This is a genomic window from Geomonas edaphica, from assembly GCF_004917075.1.
Classification (GTDB): Bacteria; Desulfobacterota; Desulfuromonadia; order Geobacterales; family Geobacteraceae; genus Geomonas; species Geomonas edaphica.
The window spans coordinates 218,702-239,297 of sequence record NZ_SSYB01000003.1; the positions used below are offsets into that span (position 1 = coordinate 218,702).

At 62.4% G+C, this 20,596-nt stretch carries 18 protein-coding genes; 7 read left to right on the plus strand and 11 right to left on the minus strand.

Annotated elements, in window-relative coordinates:
• Positions 1–158 precede the first annotated feature (158 nt).
• The 5 genes from E8K79_RS10030 to E8K79_RS10050 all read right to left on the minus strand — a co-directional run bounded on the left by E8K79_RS10030 (position 159) and on the right by E8K79_RS10050 (position 4,755).
• Positions 159–1,316, minus strand: coding sequence for an ABC transporter permease (locus E8K79_RS10030; RefSeq protein ID WP_136514626.1), 1,158 nt, complete (start codon positions 1,314–1,316; stop codon positions 159–161).
• A 7-nt stretch (positions 1,317–1,323) separates the two neighbouring features.
• Positions 1,324–2,490 carry an ABC transporter permease gene (locus E8K79_RS10035; protein ID WP_136514627.1) on the minus strand — a complete coding sequence of 389 codons (1,167 nt, stop codon included), beginning with the start codon at positions 2,488–2,490 and terminating at the stop codon, positions 1,324–1,326.
• Positions 2,491–3,180, minus strand: coding sequence for an ABC transporter ATP-binding protein (locus E8K79_RS10040; protein WP_136514628.1), 690 nt, complete (start codon positions 3,178–3,180; stop codon positions 2,491–2,493).
• Position 3,181: 1 nt separating this feature from the next.
• Complete coding sequence (locus E8K79_RS10045; RefSeq protein WP_136514629.1) at positions 3,182–4,393, minus strand: efflux RND transporter periplasmic adaptor subunit; 1,212 nt, start codon at positions 4,391–4,393, stop codon at positions 3,182–3,184.
• An 80-nt stretch (positions 4,394–4,473) separates the two neighbouring features.
• Entirely contained in the window at positions 4,474–4,755 is a 282-nt protein-coding gene (locus tag E8K79_RS10050) for a DUF503 domain-containing protein (protein ID WP_136514630.1), read from the minus strand.
• A 305-nt stretch (positions 4,756–5,060) separates the two neighbouring features.
• On the opposite strand from E8K79_RS10050, the gene E8K79_RS10055 reads away from it, so the two are divergent.
• From E8K79_RS10055 to rdgC, 3 genes are all read left to right on the plus strand, one after another.
• Positions 5,061–6,176: a hypothetical protein gene (locus E8K79_RS10055; protein WP_136514631.1), complete on the plus strand. Its 1,116-nt coding sequence runs from the start codon at positions 5,061–5,063 to the stop codon at positions 6,174–6,176.
• The gene (locus E8K79_RS10060) at positions 6,173–7,450 is read left to right on the plus strand and encodes a multiheme c-type cytochrome (RefSeq protein WP_246043789.1); all 1,278 of its coding nucleotides are present in this window, start codon (positions 6,173–6,175) and stop codon (positions 7,448–7,450) included. The genes E8K79_RS10055 and E8K79_RS10060 overlap by 4 nt, the downstream gene beginning before the upstream one ends.
• A gap of 98 nt (positions 7,451–7,548) precedes the next feature.
• On the plus strand, positions 7,549–8,742 hold the full coding sequence (rdgC, locus tag E8K79_RS10065; protein WP_136514632.1) for a recombination-associated protein RdgC: 1,194 nt from the start codon (positions 7,549–7,551) through the stop codon (positions 8,740–8,742).
• Between the two features lie 115 nt (positions 8,743–8,857).
• Here rdgC and mnmA read toward each other — a convergent pair whose 3' ends face one another.
• On the minus strand, positions 8,858–9,937 hold the full coding sequence (gene mnmA, locus E8K79_RS10070; RefSeq protein ID WP_136514633.1) for a tRNA 2-thiouridine(34) synthase MnmA: 1,080 nt from the start codon (positions 9,935–9,937) through the stop codon (positions 8,858–8,860).
• Between the two features lie 204 nt (positions 9,938–10,141).
• On the opposite strand from mnmA, the gene E8K79_RS10075 reads away from it, so the two are divergent.
• Positions 10,142–10,972: an HDOD domain-containing protein gene (locus E8K79_RS10075; protein ID WP_136514634.1), complete on the plus strand. Its 831-nt coding sequence runs from the start codon at positions 10,142–10,144 to the stop codon at positions 10,970–10,972.
• Here the strand turns inward: E8K79_RS10075 and E8K79_RS10080 are convergent.
• The 3 genes from E8K79_RS10080 to E8K79_RS10095 all read right to left on the minus strand — a co-directional run bounded on the left by E8K79_RS10080 (position 10,969) and on the right by E8K79_RS10095 (position 15,512).
• The gene (locus E8K79_RS10080) at positions 10,969–11,361 is read right to left on the minus strand and encodes a (deoxy)nucleoside triphosphate pyrophosphohydrolase (protein ID WP_246043790.1); all 393 of its coding nucleotides are present in this window, start codon (positions 11,359–11,361) and stop codon (positions 10,969–10,971) included. The genes E8K79_RS10075 and E8K79_RS10080 overlap by 4 nt on opposite strands.
• Before the next feature lie 307 nt (positions 11,362–11,668).
• Positions 11,669–12,772, minus strand: coding sequence for a hybrid sensor histidine kinase/response regulator (locus E8K79_RS10090; protein ID WP_135870592.1), 1,104 nt, complete (start codon positions 12,770–12,772; stop codon positions 11,669–11,671).
• Between the two features lie 25 nt (positions 12,773–12,797).
• Positions 12,798–15,512, minus strand: coding sequence for a PAS domain S-box protein (locus tag E8K79_RS10095; RefSeq protein WP_246043791.1), 2,715 nt, complete (start codon positions 15,510–15,512; stop codon positions 12,798–12,800).
• Between the two features lie 290 nt (positions 15,513–15,802).
• On the opposite strand from E8K79_RS10095, the gene E8K79_RS10100 reads away from it, so the two are divergent.
• The 3 genes from E8K79_RS10100 (at position 15,803) to E8K79_RS10110 (ending at position 18,402) form a co-directional block, all read left to right on the plus strand.
• On the plus strand, positions 15,803–16,378 hold the full coding sequence (locus E8K79_RS10100; RefSeq protein WP_136514637.1) for an ANTAR domain-containing response regulator: 576 nt from the start codon (positions 15,803–15,805) through the stop codon (positions 16,376–16,378).
• 251 nt (positions 16,379–16,629) lie between these two features.
• Complete coding sequence (gene htpX, locus E8K79_RS10105; RefSeq protein ID WP_136514638.1) at positions 16,630–17,469, plus strand: zinc metalloprotease HtpX; 840 nt, start codon at positions 16,630–16,632, stop codon at positions 17,467–17,469.
• 12 nt (positions 17,470–17,481) lie between these two features.
• The gene (locus tag E8K79_RS10110) at positions 17,482–18,402 is read left to right on the plus strand and encodes a TerC family protein (RefSeq protein WP_136514639.1); all 921 of its coding nucleotides are present in this window, start codon (positions 17,482–17,484) and stop codon (positions 18,400–18,402) included.
• A 39-nt stretch (positions 18,403–18,441) separates the two neighbouring features.
• On the opposite strand, the gene E8K79_RS10115 is transcribed toward E8K79_RS10110, so the two are convergent.
• Together E8K79_RS10115 and E8K79_RS10120 are read right to left on the minus strand one after the other, a co-directional pair.
• Positions 18,442–19,764 carry a hemolysin family protein gene (locus tag E8K79_RS10115; protein WP_136514640.1) on the minus strand — a complete coding sequence of 441 codons (1,323 nt, stop codon included), beginning with the start codon at positions 19,762–19,764 and terminating at the stop codon, positions 18,442–18,444.
• 229 nt (positions 19,765–19,993) lie between these two features.
• A complete protein-coding gene (locus E8K79_RS10120; protein WP_135870586.1) occupies positions 19,994–20,494 on the minus strand; it encodes a chemotaxis protein CheX in 501 nt (166 codons plus the stop codon).
• Between the last annotated feature and the right edge of the window lie 102 nt (positions 20,495–20,596).

Below are 20,596 nucleotides of genomic sequence, written 5' to 3' on the forward strand. Positions count from 1 at the left end.
TTAACGCAAAGGCGCAGAGCCGCAAAGACGCAAAGCAAACAAAGGAATGGTTAAAAAACCAAAGGCAGGGGGGTCTTATACTGGGTTTTCATCGAAAATACAAGAGTTTGGTTTCTTCTTTACGCCTTTGCGCCTTGGCGTCTTTGCGTCAGAGCCATTCACCCGATCCGCTTCAGGCCGTCGGCGATGCGGATGGTGGCGCCGCGCCAGGTGGGGAAGATGCCGGAGACGACACCTACCGAGAGCGCCGCCAAAAGCTCGAAGAGCAGGGTCTTCGGGGAGACGGTGAAGTAGGGAAAGTACTGGGCGAGCTCGGTCTCGATCCAGTGTGCGGCAGGGAAGGTCAAGGCAACGCCCAGGAGCCCGCCCAGAAAGGATATGGCGACCGATTCCCCGAAGATGAGCCCAGCCAGGTGCCCCCCCTTGAACCCCAGCGTTTTCAGGGTCGCGTACTCGCCGATCCTTTCGCGTGCCGTCATGGCCATGGTGTTGGCCGCGACCACCATGATGATAGCGATCACCATGTACGAGACGATCTGGATCGCGACCATGATCGCCTCGGTCATCGAGACGAAGCTCATATGGAAGGCCTTCTCCGTCTCGGTCAGGGTCTCGGCCAGGGAATTCTTGAACATGGAGTCCACGGCGAGCGCCACATCGGGGGCAAGTCCGGGGTTTTTCACGCCGACGACGAAATAGCCCACCTGATCGGCGCGCCTGGGTACGCTCCGGCGCATGGTCTCGTTCAGGTAGGTCCAGTGGAAAAGGAAGATGCGCTCCTCGGTCGCCTTCTCCTTGCCGTGGTAAATGCCGCGCAGCACGAACTCCCAGTCCCCCGGGTAGATGGTCCCTTTCAGGGTGATCAGGTCCCCTACCTTCCAGCCGTAGGTCCGGGCCAGGCGCTCCCCGACGATGCACCCCTTGCGGTCGAGGAGAAAGTCGTTTTTCTCCTTGGGAGAGAGGATGAACTCAGGGTAGAGCTCTAAGTAGCTGCGCGGTTCGATGGCGTAGTTGGCGAAGAAGTTCTTCTGCTCCTTGTAATAAGCGCCGAACCAGTTGCCATAGGAGGCCGTGGTGACCCCGGGCACGCCGCGGATCCGCTCCAGGTAGGAGATGGGGAGCGGGAAGACAAGCGAGATCGCATTGCGGGTGATGAGCCTCGTGTCCGAGGCATGCTCGGCGCCTGAGTACCAAAGACCGACCAGGGTCGTCAAAAGGCCGTAGGCGAGCACCGCCACCGCCACTCCGACGACGGTGAGTACGGAGCGGAGCCTGTGCCGGAAAAGATTCCTGAGGATGTATTTCAGGATGAACATCGAAACCTCATGTGGCGCGAAGCGCCTCCACTATCTTCATGCGCGAGGCACGGAAAGCCGGGAGAGCACCCCCAACGAGCCCCATCACGGCGGAAAAGAGAAGCGACTTCCAGATGATGCTGAAGTTTAGCGTAAAGGAAAAGGCGAGCTCGGAGAACGAGGCCCAGTTCATGGTTGAGATGGTGATGAGCTGCATGAACGAGGCTCCGAAGATGCCGAGGATGCCGCCGCACACGCCCAAAAGGAGCGATTCGATGACGAAGGCGGAGAGGATGCTCTTTCTCTGGAAGCCGAGCGCCCTCAGGGTGCCGATCTCGGTCACCCGGTTGGCGACCGCGGCGTACATGGTGATGGTGGCGCCGATCACCGCGCCGATGGAGAAAACCACGGTGAGCACCATCCCGAGGATGCGTAGAAACTTCGCCATCGCCTCGGACTGGTCCAGGTAGTACCGGGTCTCCCGCTTCGCCTCCACGGTGAGGCGCGGGTCCCCCTCCACGCGCGCCTTGTAGGCGTCGAAAGAGGTGGTGTCGCGCAGCCTGAAGATGATCGAGGAGTACACCGGCCGCCTGAAGGCCTGCATCATCTGGTCGCGATCGCCCCAGATCTCCGAGGAGAAGCCGGTCGCCCCGGCATCGAACACCCCCACGACGCGCCAGTCGCGCATGGCAAAGCGCAGCGTCTCGCCAAGTCCGCACCCTTTGAAGCGGCGCGCCACGCCCTCCCCGGTCACCACCTCAGCGGAGCCGGGCCTCGGCATGCGCCCCTCCTTCAGCCGGACCGCCGGCCGCAGCTTGAGGGAAGCTGGCGTGATCCCCCTGATGATGACGTTGGACGGCGTGTCGGTCACCCGTTTCTTCAGGTTGATGAGAACCACCAGCTCCTTGGCGAGAAGCGGCTCGCCGTCCTCCCCCACGGCGACCTCCGGCTGGCTCTCCAGAAGCGCCGCCTGGTCCCGTTCCACCGCGCTTTGCACCTCGGAGTTGGACGACTTGCGCAAAAGCATGACGTTGTCCGGCGAGCCGGTCTGCACCAGGGTCTTTTGCAACCCCTCGGTGAGCATAAGGGTCGCGGCGAAGACGAAGACGACGAGCCCCATGCCGCTCGCGGTGAGGACCGTGGTGAGCCGCCGGGTCCAGAGGTTTCGGAAGCTGTAGGAGTATGGAATGCCCATCTAGGTCACGCTCAGCTCGCCCTTCTCCAGGTGCCGTACGAGATGGGCCTTCTCCGCGGCGCGGGGGTCATGGGTCACCATGATAACGGTCTTGCCGAACTCGTGTACCAGGCGGTCCATGAGTTGGAGGATCTCTTCCGCGGAGGCGCGGTCGAGGTCGCCGGTCGGCTCGTCCGCCACGAGGATTTCCGGATCGGTGACGATGGCGCGGGCGATGGCGACGCGCTGCTGCTGCCCGCCGGAGAGCTGGGAGGGGTAGTGGTCCATCCGGTCGGCAAGCCCCACGACGTTCAGCACCGCTTCCACGTGTTCACGGCGTTCGCGCCGGTTCAGGTGGGTGAGCAAAAGGGGGAGTTCCACGTTCTCGAAGGCGGTCAGGACGGGGATCAGGTTGTAGAACTGGAAAATGAAGCCAACGCTGACGGCGCGCCAGCGGGCAAGATCGCTCTCACCTAGACGGGTGATCTCCACGCCGCCGATCTCGATCTCCCCCTCGTCGGCACTGTCGATCCCGGCGATCATGTTCAAGAGGGTGCTCTTGCCGGAGCCGGACGGCCCCATAAGGGCGACGAATTCGCCCCTCGCGATGTCGAAGCTGATGCCGGAGAGGACCGGGATGATTTGGGTGCCGCGGCGGTAGGACTTGGAGAGGTTCCTGATCCTGACGATGGGCTCGGTCGTTTGCGCCATGTTACTTTTCCGCCGTCTTCACGCGGCTGCCGTCGCGCAGCTTGTCCAGGGGCTTCGTGGCGATGCGGTCCCCCGCCTTCACGCCGGAATCGACCTGCACCAGGTCACCCAGTTTCCCCCCCAGGGTAACCGGGGTGAGCTGCGCCCGGTCCTTCGCCACCTTGAAGACGTAATCCTTGCCGTCGCGGTGTACGACAGCCGCGGGAGGGAGACCCACACGCGGCGTCCCCTCACCCGCCCGCAGCTCGCGCTCCAAAAAGGCGACCTTGGCGCTCATCTCAGGGAGGATGCGCGGGTCTTTGTCCAGGAAGCGGACTTTGACCATGACGCTCCCCTTGCTGCGGTCCGCGGTCGGGACGATGGTGTAGAGCGCACCGCGGAAACGGACGTCGGGAAGGGCATCGAGAAGGATCTCGCACGGCTGTCCCACCTTCACCCTGGCAAGGTTCGCCTCGGAAACGTCGGCCTCCACCTGCAGCGAGCCCATGTCGGCCATGGTGACCACGGCGGCCTTCGCGTTGGCAGCGGCGGCAAGGGGGGAAACGATGTCGCCGACGTCGGCGTTCTTGGTGAGGACCACGCCGTCGAAGGGGGCGCGGATCAGGGTGTAGTCAAGGGAGGCATCGGCCCCCTTGAGGGCGCTTTGCGCCTGCCTCACGTTGGCGCGCGCCGCGGCCACGGCGGCCACGGCGCGCTGGTAGCGGGCTTCCGCCGTGTCGTAATCGGCCTGGGCGATGATCCCCTGCCCCACCAGTTCTTTTGCGCGGGAAAGCGCCCGGGCGGCGTCCTTTTGTTCCACCCCGGCCTGCTCCAGGTTGTCCTGCGCCACGGAGACGGCTGCCGAGGCCTCTCCCTTCACCGCGGCAACGTCCCGGTTCTCCAGGCGGGCGATCAGCTGTCCCGCACGCACCACGCTCCCCTCCTCCACGCCGAGCCATTCGAGGCGCCCGGTCGCCTTGGAGGCGACGGCGGCCTTTCGCTGTGCCACGACGTAGCCGCTTGCGTTCAAGAGGGAAAAGGTCTGGGAAGGGTAGATGAGGGAAACGGTGGCGACCTCAACCTCGACGCTGCGCCTGGAGATAAAGGTCCAAAGTCCCAGGAGAAGGGCGATGAGCACCACGGCTGCAACGATGCGCGGGCGCCGGGTTCTGGCGCCGCCGGGAGTATAGCGTTTCTTGTCTATGGTCAGTCTGTTCAGGTCGTCTTGCGCCATGCCCGGTCACCCCGATAAAGCGGATTCAATAAAAGCGGAAGCTAACACATTTTAAGGCAGCGGGGAAGTCCGCAATTTTCCTAGAGCTCCTCGAGCTGGACATCGGTTATCTCCACATCCGGGCGCTCCGAAACGAGCCAGGATTCCAGCTCCTGCAGCAGTTGCCTCGCGCGCATCGGGCTTGCCGCCACGGTGACGAAGCAGAGTTCCGCGTCGGCGGGCTGGTCGTGCAGCGCGCTCTCCGTGCAGGCGACGTTGAAGCGGTTACGCGACCGTGACAGCACGCTCTTCACGATGGCGCGCTTCTCCTTCAAGGTGCGGCTAGGGAGGAGGAGTCTCATTTGCAGCAGGGTTACGTGCATCGGGTTGTTCCTTTCCGGTTGTCGTGGGGACGGAGCAAGGCAAATCCCCCCTGTTCCCCCTTCGCAAAGGGGGGGACGCTGGGCCTCGTACTGCGCTTCGTGGAGAAGGGACTCCAGGGGCCACCGTATGCGGGAAGAGCAGTTTTACTTTCACCTGGTTCTCTGCAAGGCGAGCCCGGCAGCGGCGCCGGTGGCGGCTGCACGCGGTAATCCAGTATACACGGGCACCCTTTCTGCGCAGCCTTTGCGTGTTGTTTTGGACGGATAAAACGAGTACACTGACGCCTCGCCGAACGGAGGTATTCATGAAGAAAGCTCTGTCAGCCCTGCTGCTCGTAATCGCCATGGGCTCTTTTACCGGCTGCGCCACCACCATGCCGGCACAGCTACCGGAAGGCTTCCGGGTGCAGGCGCTCGTCCACTGCGACGCCGGGTCACCATTTGATGCCAGCGCGAAAGGTGCAGTCGCCTGCGTCAACCGCGACTCGATCCGTCTGTCCGACCTGCATGGGGAGGAAAAGGCTGCAGCAGGTTCCGCGGCCAAGCTCCTCTGCTTTTCGCCTTCGGGGGACCGGCTGGCGGTGGCGATAGCTCCGGGGGAGAGCACCGTCCTGCGCATCCTGGACAGCGCCGGGAACAACGTGGCGGAGACGCGTGTCGATGGGCGGGTCACCTCGCTCGTCTGGCGCTCGGAAAAGGAGCTCTTGGCAGGCGCCCTCGTGGTCAAGAAGTTCAGCTTCGGAACCCAGATGGCGTCGCGTCTGTACCGCTGGGACGGCGCAGGAAAGCCTGAGATCACCCTTCTGGGCGATGTGACGCTCCGCCCCAAGGTGGCGCGTCTGCCCGAAGCGCTGCTTTACAACCAGATGATCGTGGCACTCTCGCCGTACCGCGACGAGATCGCCTACACCACGGTGAAGGACCCGCCGCTTTTCAACCCGTACCTCAAGGTAAACGTCCAGAACCTTTCGACGGGCACCGGCGGCAGCATCGCCGAGGCGCCTCTGGGAGCCGGCAAGGTTGTCTACGCTCCCAACGGAGAGTCGCTAGTCCTCGGCGGCTTGCCGGGGCGCCGCATCTCGCTCCCCACCGGAAAAGAAGTGGAGACCTGGAACGCTTCCGGGGCTGCACCCGCCCTCTCCCCTTCGGGAGCCTATCTCCTCCTAGGCGGGCACCTCTTCCATAAGAACAAGGAAATCGCAACCTTCCCGCCAAACGCCGCGGGGATCTTCCTGCCGGACGGGACGGGCGTGCTCATCATGTACAAGGAGCGGCTGTACCTCGTCTCCGGACTGAAGGACGAGCAGCCCACTCCCCTCGCAGGTGACCTGGAGCGGACGCTCAAACTGCGCGCCCTGCGCAGCAAGGGGCTCATCACCGACGCGGAGTACCGGGAACAGCTTAAGAAGGAGAGTAAATGATGATCCGAGCAATGCTGACGGCGACCATCCTCGCTGCACTCATCGCGCCCCGTCTGTCGGGTGCCGCCGAACCATGCATCCCCTGCCACACCGAGAAGACTCCGGCCGCGGTGGCCCAGTGGCAGGGAAGCGCACACGCCAAAGCCGGTATCGGGTGCGAGAAGTGCCACGGCAGCGACCACGACAAGATCGTGAGGGGGGAGGCGAAGGTCGGCATGAAGGTCTGCGCCCCCTGTCATAAGAAGGCGTACGAGGAGCATCGCTTAAGCAGGCACGGCATGGGGCTCCACTCCGGGTGGGGATGCACCAGGGGGCTTTCGAACCGCAAGAAAGACGAATGTCGCTTCTGCCATCAACCGGGCGACGAGATGCCGCGCTCGGACGTGCAGTGCGCGCGCTTTTTGAAGCAGTCCCCGGAGATGGGGGAGATCGGCTGCAACTACTGCCACAGCGTCGAGGACGCCTGCGATTCCTGCCACTCCAAACACATGACCGACCTGAAGATCGTGCGCGATCCAAACTCCTGTGCCAAGTGCCATATGGGGCCGGACCACCCGCAATGGGAGATGTGGCAGACCTCGCTGCACGGCACGCTGAACGTGAGCGCAGGTGCCAAGGCGGGGCCAGACTGCCAGACCTGCCACATGCCCAAGGGGACCCACAACGTCTCCATCGGCATCACCATGAATTCGGGCGGCGTTCCCTACTCCGCCGCCAAGGCTGAGCCGGCACGCAAGGAGATGGTGAACATCTGCAGCGCCTGCCACGCACCTGCCTTCGCCAAACGCGAGCTCGAGCGCGGCGACCTCGTGCGCAGCCAAAGCCTTGCCATCCTGAAGGATGCGGAACACATCATCTGGGACTTAAACGATCGTGGGCTCCTCGATCCCATGCCGGAAAACCGGCCGCAGCACCCCTTGAGCGGTCCGCGCCTCGTGACCGACAGCCAGATGCTCTACGAGGACACCTCCCACATCGAGCGGCTCTTCTTCAAGATGAAGAAGTACGACTACGCCCGCACCGTGAAGGGGGCCTACCATCAGAACCCCTCGTACACGCACTGGTACGGCAATGCCGAACTGAAGATGGACTTAGTCGACATCAAGAGCGAAGCGAGCCGTTTGAAGGAGCGGGGCCAGAAGGGTGCAGGCGTGAAGCCCCAGGCGGGCGCGGAGGACGAGCTGAAGGCGCTCAAGAACAAGTTCGACAGGGGGGCGCTGAGCGCCGAGGAGTACGCCAAAGAGAAGGGGAAAGTGCTCGAGCAGATGAAGTGACGTCCCGTTTTTAACTTGCCCCTCGGGGGCAAAAAGGTGTATCCATGCTCTCCCGCTCAGGCGGAAGAACAATACGTAAAACCGAAGGAGAAACATCGATGGGCATTCTCGCCAACACAGTAAGCGTCTGTCACTTCAAGGTTCAGGGTGAGATCCCGCAACAGCAGGACCTCCACGACTTTGTCACCAAGCAGCTGGCGGCGAACCGGTTCAACCCGATTGACCAGGGGAGCGAGGAGATCTCGGTCGGCTGGGCGCACCTGGACGACCCCAGGGTCTACGATTTCGATTCCCCCGCGGCCTGCTGCCGCGAGCACTACTTCATGTTCACCCTGCGCCGCGACAAGCGCTCCGTTCCCTCCGCTGTGCTGAAGGCACACCTGGAAAGAGCCCAGGAGGAATTCCTGGCGGAAAACCCCGGCATGAACAAGGTGCCCAAGCAGAAGAGGGAGGACCTGAAGGAGGCGGTGCGCGCCATGCTCCTCTCCCAGACCCTTCCCACTCCGGCGACCTATGACGTGGTCTGGGACACAAAGAGCGGCATCCTCACCTTCAGCTCGCTCTCTCCCAAGGTGATCGAGCTCTTCGAGGAGCAGTTCAAGAAGACCTTCGAGGGGCTCAGGGTCTCCGCGTTCCACCCGTACGCACGTGCCGAGAGCGTACTCGACGACCAGTACAAGGCGCTCCTGCAGCAGGCGAACAAGGCAGGGGGAGACAACTACCTGGAGCTCATCAAGGAGAACCAGTGGCTAGGCGCCGACTTCATGCTCTGGCTCATGTACCAGACCATGAACGAGTCCTCCGAGTACACCGTGAACCAGCCGGGCGTGCTCCTCGCCAAGGAGGGCTTCGTCGCCTACCTCGACGACCGCGTCGTGCTCCTGGGTTCCGGGGAGAACGGGGCCCAGAAGATCACCGTGGCGGGTCCCCAGGACCACTTCAACGAGGTGAGAAGCGCGCTTCTCAACAAGAAGCAGATCACCGAGGCGACCCTCCACATGGAGACCGGCGACGATCACTACAAGCTGACGCTCAAGGGGGAGCTCTTCCACTTTGCCTCCTTCAAGTCCCCCGCGGTGAAGCTCGAGAAGGACAGCACGGTGGACGAGGCGATGGAGCGCGAGGCGGTGTTCTTCGAGAGGATGCTCCTCCTGGAGAAGGGAAACCAGCTCTTCGATTCCGTCTTCGCGACCTTCCTTGAACTGAGGCTTGGGAACCAGTGGGCGGAGCAGGCCGAGGCGATTCAGAAGTGGCTCAACGTCTGCAGCTTCTGCAACAGGCCGCTGGAATAGAAGAGAAAAGGTTGGTAAAAAAACAAGGGCGCAGGGACAGCTCCCCGGACCGAAATCCGGGAGCCGCCTCTGCGCCCTTTGCTTTGAGGCTGTTGCTTTTATTGGCGAGGGTGCCTTACTCCTCCGTGCCGAGGGCGCGGACGATGCGGCCGCCGCCCACCAGCTCGTCCCCCTGGTAAAAGACCACGGACTGCCCCGGGGTGACCGACTTCTGCGGCTCCGTGAAGCGGACCTCGCCGCGCCCTTCCCCCAGAAGCTTCACGCTGCACTCGATCGGCTGCTGGCGATACCTGATCTTGCAGGTGGTTTGCACCTCTTCCCCATGCACCGGAACGACCCAGTTCAGCTCGCAGGCTACGAGCCCGGAGGCGTATAGGATACCCGCCTCCCCCACCACCACCTTACCCCCGACCGCGTCGATGGCCACGACGTAGAGCGGTTCCTTCCAGCCGATACCGAGCCCCCTTCGCTGCCCGATGGTGTAGCGGTGTGTGCCGCTATGACGCCCGAGCACGCTCCCGTTCACGTGGACGATGTCCCCCTTTTTGCCGGCAACACGTCCCCCCTGCTCCAGAAACGCCACGTAGTCGTCGCCGGGGACGAAGCAGATCTCCTGGCTGTCGCTTTTCTGGGCCACGGGGATGCCGAAGCCCCCGGCGAGCCGTCGCACCTCATCCTTGCTAGGCATCTCCCCGAGCGGGAAGATGACGTGCGAGAGCTGCCGCTGGGTGAGCGTGTACAGGAAGTAGGACTGGTCCTTTGCAAGGTAGTGCGCCTTAAGCAGGTGGTAGGTCCCCTCCGCGTCGCAACTGGTACGCACGTAATGGCCGGTGGCGAGGTAATCGGCGCCAAGCTCAAGCGCCTTGTCCAGGAGTAGCCCAAACTTCACGTAACGGTTGCAGCGCACGCAGGGGTTCGGCGTCTCCCCCGCCTGGTACTGGGCGCGGAAATCGTCCATGATGAGGCGCCCGAACTCCTCTTCCAGGTGCACCTGGTGAAACTCTATCCCTAGGTACTCGGCGACCACCTGGGCGTCCCCCTTTGCCTGCGGGTCCTCCCCCTCGCGCCGAAACAGCTTCATGTTGATGCCGATCACCTCCGCACCCTGCTCTTTCAAAAGGGCGGCGACCGTCGATGAATCCACCCCGCCGCTCATGGCGACGGCTATCTTCCTGCCTTTATAATCTAGCGACATATCTGCTCCGTGTTCCTGATTAGCTGCGCATCCATACTTGACTGAATCGCCTTCGTAAGGCAACACTTTTTCGCCTGCCCATCCCGTGAGGAGATGCTGCGGTGCGTACTCAAGTTTCGGGGCCTGCTGCCGATTCGTACTGTATCACCGTCTTTTCTGAACTACACTGGCCGCCGGCCCGTAAACCGTTCAAGGAGAATCACCATGCCCCTCTCCCTCACCATCAGGCGTCTGCTGGGTAATCAGCCGATCGACCTTCCCGTATTCCACCCCATCGCGCTGAGGCTCGTCCACCTTTTGCAAACGACGGACTTCACGATGGGCCAGGTGACGGACCTGGTCAACGAGGACCAGTCGCTCGCCGGCCAGATCCTCAAGATGTCGAACTCCCCGATGTACATCGGACGGGTACGCGCCGAGACGGTGAAGGAGGCGACGGTGCGGCTCGGGGCGCAGGAGATAACGAACCTCGCCATGGCGGCCTCCCAGGCGAGCCTCCACACCTCGGATAACCGCACGATCAACAGTTTCATGCAGTCGCTTTGGCTCCACAGCCATGCCTGCGCCCTGGGGAGCCGCTGGCTCATGCGCCGGGCCGGGTACCCGCAGCACGCCGACCAGGCGTACATGGCGGGACTTCTGCACGACATCGGCAAGCTGTACCTTTTGAAGTCGCTGGAGCGGCTGAACCAGATGGGTGTGGCACAGGCGGCGCTGGAAGAGGACCTGTTGCTGGAGATCTTCGAGGAGTTGCACATCGAGCAGGGATGCCGGCTCATGGAGCACTGGAACATGCCGAAGGTCTATTACAACGTGGTCGCCAATCACCACGATGAGAACTTTGACACCCAGGACATCGTGCTGACCGTGGTACGGCTCGTGAACACGGCGTGCCGGATGAAGGGGATCGGGCTGGTACGGGATGCGGACATCGACCTCGCCGAGCAAACCGAGGCGGCGATCCTGCAGCTTAGCCAGGAAGAGATGGACGACCTGCTGGACGTTCTCGAGGACTCCCAGGAGCTGGTTATCTAGAAAAGCCCCTGATACTCAAGGATGATGGGGAGGTCGGCGTCGGCCCAGTCGAGTTCCAGCATCCGTGCCGGAGGAAGCCAGGTCATCGCCGAATGTTCGTGCAGGGTGATTTCACCGGATACGATGCTGCAGATGTAGGGGTAGAGCGTCACATCGAAGGCGGGATAGCTGTGGGTTACCGGCGTGAGCGGGCGCCCGACGGCGATCTCCACCCCCATTTCCTCCACCAGTTCACGCTTCAGGCATTCCTCCCGCCCTTCCCCGGGCTCGATCTTCCCACCCGGAAACTCCCACCTGAGCGGCAGGTTCATGGATGCGCTGCGCCGGGCCGACAGGACAAGCCCGTCCCGCTCGATGATGGCGCAGGTGACGTGGACGTGTTTTCTCACCAGCCGGCCTCGTCACTACACTCTTCCAAGGGCGTTTCCATTCCCTCCAGCAAGGACTCCAGCATGCCGGGTATCGACAGCAGATACATGGTTTCGTTCACGGTCATTTCGATCACCTCCGGCAGAAAAATACCCCAACGGGAAGAAACAGGTCAAGGGAAATGCCGGCAGGCAGGCAATCGCGTGCGCCAATGCCCTCACCCTGACCCTCTCCCAGAGGGAGAGGGGAGATGGACGATATCCGGGAAGATCATACCTTGTGAGAAGTGAATATTGGCAGCACGGGGCGCTCAGTAAGAGGGCGCAGTTACGGGAGCACCAGCGGGATCTGCAGTTGGAAGACGGAGCCCCCCTCGGGCGCGTTCTCGGCCCAGATGCTGCCGTCCATCAGTTCGGTCATGCGGCGCGCGAGGGTGAGCCCAAGGCCAAGCCCCGGGAACGAGCGGGTGATCGAGCCGTCGGACTGGGTGAAGTCGCTGAAGATGCGCTCGAGATCCACGGGATCGATGCCGACGCCGGTGTCGGATACCGAGAACTGCAGCATCGGGATCCCGGCCGTCTCCTGAACGCGCACCTCCAGCCCCACCCCTCCCTCGCTGGTGAACTTGACCGCGTTCCCGAGCAGCATGCTGAGCACCTTGTGCAGCATCCCCTGGTCGCTCACCACGGCGGCAGGGAGTGCCGGGTCGAGCAGGACTGCGCACTGCAGCCCCTTAGCCTGCGCCAGGGCGCGCGCTTCCATGGTGATGGTGTCCAGAAATGGCTTCAACTGGAACGGCGCGTTCTCCGGGGCTCCCCCCTCCCCTTCCAGCCTGCTAGTCTCGATGAGGTCCTCCACGATACCCAGAAGGCGCAGGGCCGATTTCTGGACCATCCCCAAGTACTTGCGCTTGTTGTCGTCCTCCTCGCTGTTCAGCACGAGGTCGGTCATCCCGATGATCGGGGTGAGCGGCGTGCGCAGTTCGTGGCTTACGCTGCGCAGGAACTCTTTCTTGGCCCGGTCGGCGGCACTCGCCAGGGTCTCCAGGAGGTCGCGATAGCGCTTCAGCTCCAGGTGGTTCTTGACCCGCGCCCTCACGATGTGCGGGCTGATCGGCTTGGTGAGGTAGTCGATGGCGCCCAGCTCGAGCCCCTTGATCTCCTGTTCCTCCTCGATCATGGCGGTGACGAAGATGATCGGGATGTCGCGCGTGGCGGGGTCACTTTTCAGGATGGTACAGAGCTCGAAGCCGTCCATGCCGGGCATCATGATGTCGAGCAGGATCAGGTCCGGCTTGTCCGCACGGATGAGTTCCAGGGCGTCGGCTCCGCTGGTGGCGAAGAAAAGCTCGTAGTCATCCCCCAGGCTCTCGCTGAGGATCTCGATGTTGGCAGGTGTATCGTCGACGATCATGACCGTCTGGCGTTTCATGTATTCTCCCTCGCTCGGTGCGCGCTTACTGGGGCGCCGGGAATATGGCGAGCAGTTGCCGCGCCTTTCTGAAATCGAGTTTTTCCATGCAGGCCTGCAGCGCCTGCAACTCGTTGGTGTACTCGCCGCGGGGGACCTGGGCGCAGAACTTCTCGAACTGCCGCTTGGCATCGAGGCTGTTGCGGGCCAAAAGCCGCTCCAGCTTCCCCTTCTCCGCGGTGAAGCGCTGCGGTTCGAAAGCGCCTTCTGGTGCGGTCTTCACCGACCTTGCCGTGCCCGCAGCGGTCGTCCGCGCAGGCGGTTGCTGGGCTGCGCGCGAAAGGGCCCGGATCATGCCGTCGACCATGAGCGAGGGACGCACCGGAGCGGCGTACACCGCACTCGCCCCCCACTCGTCCCCGGCCTGCCGCACCTCTTCCAACTGCTCCGCGGCGGCCGCAACTATTACCGGAACGCGGCCGTGGTACCGCCTGCCGATACTGCGGCAGAGCTTTTCCACCCCACCGATACCCGCAGTGGCGCCGTCGACGGCGACCAGGTCGAAAGGATGCGCCGCCTCGTCCTCGAGCGCATCTAGCGCCTCGGCCACGTCGGCAACGGCACAGAGCTCCATCGGCATCCCCTGCAGCATCTCGCTGACCCCATCGACGGAAGCGGCGTCACCGTCCACGAAGAGCAGGCGCATGCTGCGTAACTGCACCTCTTTGCTCACGACCACGGCCTTGCCGGCGGGTGGAAGGGCGAAGCCGACCGTGAAGAAGAAGCTGCTTCCGGCGCCGGGAACGCTATGCACCTTGAGCTCGCTCCCCATGAGTTCGACCAGCTGCCGACTGATGGAGAGGCCAAGCCCCGTACCGCCGAAGCGCCGCGTGGTGGAGCTGTCCGCCTGGGTGAACGGGGTGAAGATGCGTTCCATCTGTTCGGGGGTGATGCCGATGCCGGTGTCCTGGACGCTGAACTCCACGGCGACCTCCCCCTCGCCCTGCCCGACCGGCTTAACGGCGAGCACCACCTCGCCGCGCTGGGTGAACTTGAGGGCGTTGCCGATCAGGTTGTTCAGCACCTGGGTAAGGCGCAGCGGGTCCCCCATGAGCTTTTTGGGAAGCTCGGGGGCGAGACGCACCCGGAACTCGATCCCCTTCTCCTGCGCCTTCAGGTGGTGCATGTCGGAGATGTTTCCCAGTACCTCGTGCAGGCTCAGTTCGGTCTTTTCCAGTTCGACCTTGCCCGCCTCGATCTTCGAGAAGTCGAGGATGTCGTTGATGATGTTCAAAAGGGTCCGGCTCGACGTGCAGATCTTCTCCAGGTAGTCACGCTGTTTCGCGTTGAGCTCGGTCTTCAGAGCCAGGCGGCTCAGCCCCATGACTGCGTTCATCGGGGTGCGGAGCTCGTGCCCCATGTTGGCGAGGAATTCACTCTTGGCGCTGCTTGCCGCCTGTACCAAGTCGCGCTCGCGGCGCAGCTCCAGCGCCTCGCGCTTCGCGGTCACGTCCTCGACCACGCAGATCAGGTACTTGGGTTCCCCTCCAGGCGCGCAGACGAGCGACTTGGTCAGGTTGACCCAGACCAGCGAGCCGTCCTTGCGGATCTGCCGGATCTCTATACTGTAGTTGTCGATCTCCCGGTTGAGGAGCCGCGAGAGGTGGCTTTGCTCGGCGGCGCGGTCTTCCGGATGGATGGTCTGCTCGAGACTCCATCCCATCAGCTCGTCCTGGCCGTACCCCAGGATGTCGCAGAAGCGGCTGTTGATCCTGATCAGGATGTCGGAGAGGGCGATATGGCAGATGCCGACCGCGGCCTGCTCGAAGGTGTTGCGGAAGCGCTCCTCGCTCTCCTTCAGCTGTTCCTCGGCCCTCTTCCTGAAGGTGATGTCGGTAAGGACGCCCAGAAGACCGTAGACCCGCCCGTGATCGTCTTTAAGTGGGGTGAGGGACTTGCTGACCCAGGTGCCGTCCTTCTCGCGCAGCTCGTCGTGCTCCACGGCGGTGCCCGCCTGCATCACCCTTGCGTCCTCGTCCTGCCGCTTTTTGGCGAGGGCGGGGGCGACGATATCGTAGTCGGACTTGCCGAAGACCTCGGCGGGCTGCAGGCCCAGTTCACGCGCGAAACTGGAGTTGCAGGAGAGATAGACGAGGTTGCAGTCCTTGAGGAAGATGCGCTGCGGCAGGTTCTCGATCAGGCCGCGGTAGCGCTTTTCGAAGAAGAGCGCGCTTTCCGCCTCCTTGCGTTCGGTTACGTCGTGCACCACGCTCACCACCCTAAGCGGCGTCCCGGAGGTGTCACGGAAGACCTCGCCAACCTCCTCTAGGATGCGCTCCCCACCATCCGGCCGGACCAGGGCGTACTCCACGGCGAAGGAATCGCCCCCCTTCAGCGCCTTTTCGACCGCGGCGGCCACTGCTTCACGCCCCTTGCCGGGCAGCAACGCGAGAAAGGCCTCGTAACTCGCGGGGGACTCCTCGAAGGGGACGGCAAAGATCCGGCAGAGCTCTTCGGAGCAATCCAGCCTGCCGCTTGCCATGTCCCAGTCCCAGCTGCCGATCTGGGCTATGCGCTGCGAGATGCGCAGCTGCTCTTCACTGCGGCGCAAGTCGCCCTCGGCCTGCCTGCGCCACTTAAGGCGCAGGACGTGAATGCCTGTCACGAACACCATCGCGAGCGCACTCACCGACCATGCCTGGGGACGCAAGGCCGCGACGTAAAGGACGAGCAGCAGCAAGGCGCAGACCGCCAGGAGCATGGTATTTCTGATAAGGCAAGGAAGTGACCTGTAACCAGAGGGCATGGATGACCTTTGCACCTGAATTACGACGTTGTTGACGCGACGATGATCTTATCGGCGCCACGCCGGAAAACATTAATGAAATTAACAGAGAAGGGAGGTGTTTCGTGGTGCGCCCGGCTCCCGTCATCCGCCGACTTTTTCCATCCTTATCGGATCGAGGTCCCGTTTTTGGAACGCTCTGTGCTCTTTAACTTGTTATCCTGTCATTTCAAGGCGGTGTCAATCGTCGTAAGGGGGTGAAACACATGGGAAAAGCGGTCCTGTACATTCGCGACGAGGAACTCCTGAGGAGCCTAAAAAAGAGGCTCAAGGACCGAGGTTTTGCTGAAATAATAGCGCCGGGGAGTCCGGGAGAGCTGTTGAACGAGGCGCTGTCCAGCCATCCGGAGGTGGCTGTGATCGAATACGGCGCCGCAGACCAGGAGATCAGCAGCGTTGCGAAAAGGCTTTGGGAAAAGCTGAGCCTGCCGATCATCATGATCGCGGAGAGCACCGAGGTGGAGGAGGTGCAGACCTGGGGCGAAGCGACGGTGTCCACCATCCTCGCCAAACCGGTGCGCGAGGACGAATTGGTGGCGGCGGTCGCGCTCTCCATTGCGGCCGCGCGTCGTGTGGAGCGCTTGAAGGAGGAGGTGACCTCACTCAAGGAGAGCATCGAGAGCAGGAAGGTGATTGAGAAGGCGAAGGGGCGCCTTATGGAGCGAGACAAGCTCTCCGAGGCGGAGGCGTTCCGCCGGATGCAGAGGCTCGCCATGGACCGGAGGATTTCCATGCGCCAGCTGGCCGATGCCATTCTCCTCACCGAAAGTATCGCCGGCTGAAGCCGTTTCCCCGCCGCAGCGGGGGAAAAGAAACGGTTGACACCCGGCCGACCATTACCTATATTTCACCAAGGTAAAGGGGAGTAGCCAACGGTTGAACCGCAACCGACCCGTGTTCGTCAGGACGGCCGGAAGGCCCGGACATGGGGCATGACAATCCTGTCAGCAGGCAAGACCTTTATCCAGTGCTTCAAGCGCCTGGGTAAAGGTCTTTTTATTTGACCAGTCCACGAGGCTCAGGAGGTAACGTCATGAACAGATTCAAGACCGCAGTCCTGCTCACCACGCTCACGCTGATCATGGTAGCCATGGGAAGTGCCATCGGCGGCCGGGGCGGCATGTACCTCGCCTTCATCATGGCGTGCGTGATGAACCTATTCTCCTACTGGTTCTCGGACAAGATCGTGCTGCGCATGTACGGGGCGCAGGAGATCACCGAAAACGAGAACCCCGCCTTCTACGGCATGGTGCGCCGGCTCGCGCTACAGGGGGGGCTTCCCATGCCCAAGGTCTACATCATCCCGTCCGACTCCCCAAACGCCTTCGCCACCGGGAGAAACCCCGAGCATGCGGCGGTGGCCGCGACCGAGGGGATCCTGCGCATCCTCACCCCGGAGGAACTGGAGGGGGTGATGGCGCACGAACTAAGCCACGTGGCAAACCGCGACATCCTCATCTCCACCATAGCCGCGACCATAGCCGGCGCCATCTCCATGCTGGCGAACATGGTGCAGTGGGCCGCCATCTTCGGCTCCCGCAGTGACGATGACGAGGGAGGGGGATGGGGCGGCCTGGCACTCGCCATCATAGCCCCCATCGCCGCGATGCTGATCCAGTTGGCGGTGTCGAGAAGCCGCGAGTACCTGGCGGACGAGAGCGGTGCCAGACTTTGCGGCAGGCCGCGCGCCCTCGCCAACGCACTTAGGAAGCTGGACCAGGCTTCGCACGTCTTGCCGATGCAGGAGGCGCGCCCCGCAACGGCGCACATGTTCATCGTGAACCCGCTGAGCGGCGGTGCCCTTATGAGGCTTTTTTCCACGCACCCTCCCATGGAGGAGCGGATCGCGCGGCTTGAACAGATGGAACGTTAACCGGAGGGAGTTTTGACAAACAATGAGATGATGTGGATCGCCTTCGCGGTGATCATGACGGTGATGTTCGTTCTGGACCTCTTCGTCTTCAACCGGAAGAGCCATGAGATCAAGTTCAGGGAGGCGCTCACCTGGACCGTGGTCTGGATCGGGCTCGCCATGCTCTTCAACGCGGGGGTGTGGTATGTCCTTGGATCGGCAAAGGCTCTGGAGTTCTTCACCGGTTACGTCATCGAGGAATCGCTCTCCGTCGACAACCTCTTCGTCTTCATCATGATCTTCTCCTACTTCAAGGTCCCGCGGGCGCTGCAGCCCAAGATACTCAAGTGGGGGATCATAGGCGCCCTGGTGATGCGCGGCATCTTTATCATGGTTGGCATCGGACTGATCGAGCGCTTCCACTGGATGGTGTACGTCTTCGGCGTCGTCCTGATCTACACCGGCTTCAAAATGGCCTTCGGCGGCGACGAGGAGGTGCACCCGGAGAACAACCCGATGGTGCGTCTGGTACGGCGCTTCGTTCCCATCACCAAAAGGGCGCGGGGTGACCGCTTCTTCATAAAAAGGCGCGGCATCTGGGCCGCCACCCCGCTCTTCCTGACCCTGGTCGTCGTGGAATCAAGCGACGTGATCTTCGCGGTGGACTCCATTCCGGCGGTGCTCGCGGTCACCCACGATCCCTTCATCGTGTACAGTTCCAACATTTTCGCCATCATGGGGCTGCGCTCGCTCTACTATCTGCTGGCCCACGTCATGGAGATGTTCACCCACCTGAAACTGGGGGTGTCGGTCATCCTCGCCTTCGTCGGCGCGAAGATGCTCCTTTCCAACGTGGTTGAGATCCCGCTCGTGCTATCCCTCGGCGTCATCATCGGCGCCCTCACCATCTCCATCCTGACCTCGGTGCTCCTGACCAAAAAGCAGCACAGGTAAGGGTGACCGGACCTCCTGAGGTCGCCGCCGGGCGCGGCGTCACTCGGGCTCCGTTACTTTCTCCTCCTCCCGCTTCACGATCCGGACCTGGGTGATACCGGTCCGGGTCACTTCCTCGCAGGTGAGCAGATAATCGCCAAACGCCACTTTCTCCCCCTGTTCGGGGAAACGACCGATCCGGTCCAGGATGAGCCCGGCCAGGGTATCGTAGGGAAGGTCCTCACCCAAGTCGATCTCCAGCAGGTCTTCCAGATCGGAGACCGAGATGAGGGCGTCGACCAGATAGCTCCCGTCCGCCATCACCTGCACCCGGCTCGGCTCCCCGACATCGTGCTCGTCCTCGATCTCCCCGACCAGCTCCTCGAGCAGGTCCTCTGTGGTGACGATGCCGCTGATACTGCCGTACTCGTCCACAACGAACGCCATATGCACGCGAGTCTTCTGCATCTCCTTTAGAAGGTCGCTCACCTTTTTCCCTTCCGGAACGAAGACGGGGGGACGGACGATGGAGCGGATGTCGAAGTCCGGCTCGCGCACCATGCGCCCCAAGAGGTCTTTCCCGTGGATGAACCCCACCGTCTCCTCGATGCTCCCGAGGTAGACCGGGTAGCGGGAGTACATGTTGTCCAGCACCCCGTTCAGGATCTCCTCGTTCGACTGGTTCAGGTCGAAGGCGACGATGCGGGTACGCGGCACCATGACCTCGCGCACGGCGGTGTGGGTGAAATCGAAGAGGTTGTCGATGAAGGTGTGCTCGGTCTCGCTGAAGATGCCGCTCTCATGTCCCTCGGCGACGATATGCTGCACCTCCTCCCGGGTGACGAAGGCCTCCCCCTCGCTCTTCAGCCCGAACAGGGCAAGCGTCGCCTTGGTGGAGAAGCTGAGCACCGAGACCAGGACGCCGGCTACGCGGGCTAGGAGGTTGATCGGTTGCGCCACGCGCAGCGCCACCTGTTCCGCGTACTGAAGCCCGATGGTCTTCGGGACCAGTTCCCCGAGGATGAGGGAGAGGTAGGAGATGGCGCTTACCACGAGGCCGATGGAGAGCGGCTCAGCGGCGTTTCTGACCATCGCGAAGGGGGACATGAGAAACACGGGACGGATGTAATCGACCGCGATGACACCGCCCACCGCGGAAGCGGTCGAGCCGACGACGGTTACGCCGATCTGCACGATGGCGAGCAGTCGGTGCGGGTCCTTTTGCAGCGACTCGATCAGTGCGGCGCGCGGGTTCCCCATGGAGACCAGTTGCGCAACGCGGCTTTTTCTTATGGAGACGATGGCGAATTCAGCGCAGGAGAAAAATCCGTTCAGCAGTATGAGGACGGCTATGACCAGCAGTTCGATGAAGACGGTGTCCAATTACCCTCCGGTAGTTCATGGCTCGCCAAGAAGGTGCCTTGGCTTGCTAATCTCAACAGGTGCTCATTTTCAACGCTAACCGGCACCTTGTCAACCTTTTGTAGCTGTTGGACGGTAGAAGCGGTCGTGTGGACGGGGGAAGCAAAGTGGGGAACAGAGTGGATTTACTCTTGGGGGAACCTGGCGGAGGTGCGGCGGCCACCGCTGGGGTGGCCGCTGGAATGAGATCCTACCTGCCGATCTTGAAGGAAAGCAGGAAACGGTCGTCGCCGCAGATAAAGGGCATCACGAGCGATTCGGCGCTGGAGACGCTCTCCATGGCGTAGTCGCTGCCGTAGATGACGGTGGGGATGGAGAGGTTTATGTCCGCCCCGCCGGGGGAGAAGATGTGCTTCACGTCCCCGCCGACCATGTTGGCGATCTCTCCCATGGCGTCGTTCACATCGTCATCGACCTCGGTGATGTCCATGCCGAGCATGTTCGAGGTGACCTGTAGCGCCAGCCGCTTCGGGCAGTGTATAGCGAGGATCCCCGTGTGGCTCCCGGCGAGGCCGACCATGCTGGTGACCGTCTCGTGGAAGTTGAGCACCGGCTCGTCCAGAGGGGGTTCGTCTACCACGTCGAGCATGACCATCGTGGAGAACACCCCGCGGGTTATGTCGGCTATGGTCTTCCGGACCGCTTCTTCGGTGGTATTGGCATCGCTCAAGACCGCGGCATCAAGCCCCATTTCCATCCTCCTCGCTTCCGAGTTGAACTACCATATCGGCTACCGTCAGCCGGCAAAACAGTACATAAGTGTATTCGGCAGTAATCACTGCGACTTTAGAAA